The organism is Streptomyces sp. NPDC059456 (genome assembly GCF_042750055.1).
In the GTDB taxonomy this organism is placed as follows: Bacteria; Actinomycetota; Actinomycetes; order Streptomycetales; family Streptomycetaceae; genus Streptomyces.
Genome location: NZ_JBHYVA010000392.1, coordinates 1 through 4,453 on the forward strand (window position 1 = coordinate 1; position 4,453 = coordinate 4,453).

Annotated in this window: 4 protein-coding genes; 2 read left to right on the forward strand and 2 right to left on the reverse strand. The window is 73.6% G+C overall.

Annotated elements, in window-relative coordinates; all coding sequences use genetic code 11:
- The first annotated feature begins 400 nt into the window (after window positions 1–400).
- Window positions 401–1,606 (forward strand): serine hydrolase domain-containing protein, encoded by a 1,206-nt coding sequence (locus tag ACFXA3_RS27855; RefSeq protein ID WP_385191180.1) that lies wholly within the window; start codon window positions 401–403, stop codon window positions 1,604–1,606.
- Between the two features lie 113 nt (window positions 1,607–1,719).
- On the forward strand, window positions 1,720–3,297 hold the full coding sequence (locus ACFXA3_RS27860; RefSeq protein ID WP_385191181.1) for an alpha/beta hydrolase: 1,578 nt from the start codon (window positions 1,720–1,722) through the stop codon (window positions 3,295–3,297).
- 37 nt (window positions 3,298–3,334) lie between these two features.
- On the opposite strand, the gene ACFXA3_RS27865 is transcribed toward ACFXA3_RS27860, so the two are convergent.
- Window positions 3,335–4,027, reverse strand: coding sequence for an RraA family protein (locus ACFXA3_RS27865; RefSeq protein WP_385191182.1), 693 nt, complete (start codon window positions 4,025–4,027; stop codon window positions 3,335–3,337).
- A 108-nt stretch (window positions 4,028–4,135) separates the two neighbouring features.
- The gene (locus ACFXA3_RS27870; RefSeq protein ID WP_385191183.1) at window positions 4,136–4,384 is read right to left on the reverse strand and encodes a hypothetical protein; all 249 of its coding nucleotides are present in this window, start codon (window positions 4,382–4,384) and stop codon (window positions 4,136–4,138) included.
- Between the last annotated feature and the right edge of the window lie 69 nt (window positions 4,385–4,453).

Sequence of the window (4,453 nt, forward strand, 5' to 3'; positions counted from 1 at the left end):
TCTTATGTGATAGGAAGAGACAGTAAGAGACAGGGACGACCGTCGGCTGCGGGCCGCCGGTGACCGCCCAGACGCCGACCCCGACGGCGCCGGACACCACGAGGGCGCCCGCGGCCGCCACGGCGGCCGTCTTCGCGGTGACCGCACTGCCCAGCTTCGCCAGGACCCCAGAGCCCATCGTCGATGCCCTCCCCCGCCTCACGGCCGTGCACCTCCCCGCCGCTGCGGGGCGTGGGCAATGTAGCGCTGCGTGCGATACACGTCACAGAGGCGTGAAGTATCGGTTCTGCTACGGACTCCCCGGCCGATGGCAAAGCCGTTCCCCGCCCTCGGGCGGCCGGGGGCGGCCCCGGCCGCCGGCCGGACTGCCCTCCGGGAGGAAGCGGCGCATAGTGAAGGCATGAGTCGCATCCGGACGGCGCTGGTGTGCGCGGCCGGCCTGATCGCCGCCACCCTCCAGGTGACCGGCCCCGCCACCGCGGCCGGCCGGGAGCCGCCGCCCGCGGCCTGCGTCGGCTCCCCCGGCCCGGCCACCGGCCAGGCCCGGCAGATCCTCGACATCGCCCGGCGGGCACGGCAGGACCTCGGGCTGAACGCCGTGGTCCTGCGGGTCACCCGCGACGGCGGGGAGGTCGTCACCGCTGCGCTCGGCGAGTCGATGACGGGCGTACCCGCCACGGCCGGCATGCACTTCCGGTCCGGCTCGGTGGCCATCGCGTACATGGGCGACGTGCTCCTCCAGCTCGTCGACGAACACAGGGTGGGGCTCGACGACCCGGTCTCCCGCTGGCTGCCCGATCTGCCGCACGGCGGCGAGATCACGCTGCGCATGCTCGCCGCCTCCACGTCGGGACTGCACGACTACGTCACCGACCCGAAGTTCGTCTCGGCGCTCGAAGCCGCGCCGTTCCGGCAGTGGACCCCGGACCAGCTCGTCGCGTACTCCCTCGCCCACCCCCTCTGGTACGCGCCGGGGACCAACTGGAGCTACTCGCACGCGAACTTCGTGCTCCTCGGCTCGGCCCTGGAGAAGATCACCGGCACCCCGCTCGACCGGCTGCTCCAGGAGCGGGTCATGGGCCCGCTCGGACTGCGCGACACCCGCAATTCCTTCACCCCGGAGATCACCGCGCCGGTCCTGCACTCCTTCACCTCCGAACGCGGCACCTACGAGGAGTCCACCTTCTGGAACCCCTCCTGGACCACCGCTCCCGGCGCGGTGCAGACCACCCACATCTGCGACATGGCCCGCTCGGCGGTGGCCATCGGCTCCGGTGAACTGCTCTCCCCCGCCGGCTACCGGATCTCGCTCGACCCGGGCACGGTGGGCCTGGGCAAGGCCACGGCGCAGTGCCCCGGCACCGTCTGCCGTGCCATGACGCCGCAGCACCACTTCGGGCTCGGCCTCATCGTGCAGAACGGCTGGGTGGTGCAGAACCCCTCGTTCTCCGGCTACGCCGCCATCCAGGCCTACCTCCCGTCGGAGCACCTCGCCATCGCCGTCTCCACGACGGTCGGGCCCAAGGCTCCCCAGGACAACACGGCCCAGACGATCGCGTACCGGATCGCCGACGCCGTCGCCCCGGGCCACCCGCTGGGGCCGTAGCCGCCGGGGTGGCACTACTGCCACCCCGGATGCGGGTGGCAGGGATATCGAGGGCCGGGGGGCCCGCGCGGGACGATCGGGGAGACCTGACGGACCCCAGGGGGAGTTCACCCATGCACGTGTTCAAGAAGCCCGCACGATGGCTCGCGGCCGCCGCCTGCGGGCTGCTCGCCGCAGCGGCCCTGCCCGCCGGACCGGCGAGCGCCGCGAGCGGGATCGCAGCCGCCGGCCCGCGCGTCGGCGCCGGCGTGGGCGCACCGGCCGTCGGTGCCGTGGCCCCGCCGGTGCCGGCCCGGTACCGGAACCAGAAGCTCGACTGGCAGCCGTGCGCGGACGGTTCGCTGGAATGCGCGTCGATGTCCGTGCCGCGGGACTGGTACCACCCGGACGCCGGGCCGGCGTTGACGGTGGCGGTCTCCCGGCACCGCGCGGCGGATCCGGGCGGGCGCCGGGGCGTACTGATGATGGCGGCCGGCGGACCCGGGGCCTCGGGGCTCACCCGGCCGGCCCGGCTCGCCTCGTACAGCCCCGAGCTGGCGCAGGCGTACGACATCGTCGGCTTCGACCAGCGCGGCGTGGGCGCCAGTACGCGCGTCGTCTGCTCGGACCAGGACGCGGTCGACGCCATGTTCGGCGGCGGTGACCTGCGCGACCGGTCTCCGGCCGCCCTGCGGCGGACCCTCGACCGCGCCCGGGACTTCGTACGGGACTGCGAGCGGAACTCGGGCGATCTGCTGCCGTACATCACCACCGACCAGGCCGTGCACGACATGGACCTGTTCCGCGGTCTGCTCGGGGTGGAGCAGGTCTCGTACTACGGACCCTCGTACGCCAGCTTCCTGGGGGCGTACTACGCGACCGAGTTCCCGCGGCGGGTGGAGCGGGTCGTGCTCGACAGCAACATCGACTTCACCGGGGACTGGCAGTCCTTCATGACGGGGCAGCCGATGAGCTTCCAGCGCCGGTTCGAACAGGACTTCCTGCCGTGGCTGGCGGCGAACGACGCCACCTACCACCAGGGGCGCACCCCGGAGGAGGCGAAGGCCTCGTTCGAGCGGCTGCGGGCCGCCCTGCACGACCGGCCGCTGGAGGTCGAAGGGACGGTCATCACCCCCGACCACCTCGACGCGGCGACCGGCAGCGCCATCTACAACGCGGACCAGTTCCCGGCCCTGGCCTCGCTCCTCGGATTCCTGGAGCAGCCGGACGGGGCGCCCGTGGAGATGCGCAAGGCCGTGGCCGGACAGCTGAAGCACGTCATGAGTGCGGACTTCATCGCCGACTTCGCCTCGGTCACCTGCGGAGACACCCCGTGGAACCGCGACGTGCGCCACTGGCTGAAGGAGAGCGGCGAGGCCACCCGCACCCATCCGCTGGTCGGGGCGCGGGAGCTGACGTTCGCGTCGATCTGCGCGAACTGGCCGCGCTCCAAGGCGCCGCGCGTCGAGGTCACCGGCGCGGGGCTGCCTCCGGTGCTGATGCTCAATTCGAAGAACGACCCGGCGACGTACTACGAGGCCGCCGTACGCGCCCACCGGGGGCTGGCCGGATCGCGTCTGGTCACCGTCGGGGGCGGCGACCACGGCCAGTTCCAGAACCACAACGCGTGCGTCGACGCCCTCGTCGAGGGCTACCTGCTGGAGGGCACCCTGCCGGCCGGGGACACCACGTGCCCGGCGGCGCAGCGGTGATCCGCCCCGCCGCCGGGTGAGCCGGGAGGCGGCGCCGTCACTCCTCGATGGCGCCGCCGGTCCGGCGCAGGTGCCGGCGGAAGGTGTACGAGGGGTCGGCCTCGCGCAGGACCAGGTAGTCGGCGAAGGCGGTCTGGCTGCGCAGGGTGTCGCCCGCACGGATCCGGCGGGCCTGCTCGCGCTCGGTCTCCCGGATCCGCAGCGCGGTGTCCAGTACTTCTTCGACCTGGTCGGCGGGGACGAACAGCACGCCGTCGGCGTCGCCGAAGACGAAGTCCCAGCCGGCCACCAGATGCGGCCCGAACCGGGCGGTGACCAGCGCCTCGGGCTCCCGTTCGTCGAGTCGTACCGGGCCGGCCGGGAGGCTCCCGTAGCTGAACACGGGCAGCCCGATCTCGGCGAGTTCGGGCGTGTCGCGGTGCAGCCCCCACACCACGAGGCCCGACAGGCCGGCCGATTCCGCCTCCAGGGCCGCGAGGTCGCCCACGCAGGCCTCGTCCGTGCGCCCGCCGTTGTCGATGACGAGGACGTCGCCCGGCTCGGCGGACCCGTACGCCTCCAGGAACACGTCGACGCTGCCGTAGTGGCGTACCGGCAGCGCACGGCCCGCGACCCGGTGACCGGGCAGCACCGCGCCGATGCCGGGCGGCGCGACGCGCAGCGGCACGCCGGCACGGACGCAGGCATCGGCCACGAGCGGCGTGGACAGGTCGGTGAAGGCCTTCAGCATGCCGTCATCCCCTTCTCTCCCGAACGGACGGCTTGGGTCAGCCACCACTTCCCATGGTGCCTGCCCGGCCGCCCGGGCGCGGGGGTTCCGGGGGTTCGGGGCGCGGCGTCAGGGGATGTCGGTGTCCGAGGGCTCCGCCTCGTAGGCGTGCGGCTCGTCGTCCTGCCATTCCACGAGGCGGGAGTCGCCGAGGACGACGTCGTCGGGGTCGGGTACCCCGGCCCGGCGCAGGAACTCGATCACGTCGGCGTCGTTGCGGGCCAGTCCGAGGACCGTGTCCTGCCCTCCGGCGCGCAGGGAGACCCGGCGGCCGCCGGCCGGGGCGATCGGGTGGACGAGGATCGGTGCACGGTGCATGGGGCCAGCCTCCGCCGGGAAGGCCGGGGCCGCAACCGCCGGGTGCGGTACCCGCCGTCCCCGCCCCTG

Bases quoted from the DNA above. Each gene is read 5' to 3' on its own strand.
- ACFXA3_RS27865 (WP_385191182.1), bottom strand. From the start codon at position 4,027: ATGCTGAAGGCCTTCACCGACCTGTCCACGCCGCTCGTGGCCGATGCC.
- ACFXA3_RS27855 (WP_385191180.1), top strand. From the start codon at position 401: ATGAGTCGCATCCGGACGGCGCTGGTGTGCGCGGCCGGCCTGATCGCC.
- ACFXA3_RS27870 (WP_385191183.1), bottom strand. From the start codon at position 4,384: ATGCACCGTGCACCGATCCTCGTCCACCCGATCGCCCCGGCCGGCGGC.
- ACFXA3_RS27860 (WP_385191181.1), top strand. From the start codon at position 1,720: ATGCACGTGTTCAAGAAGCCCGCACGATGGCTCGCGGCCGCCGCCTGC.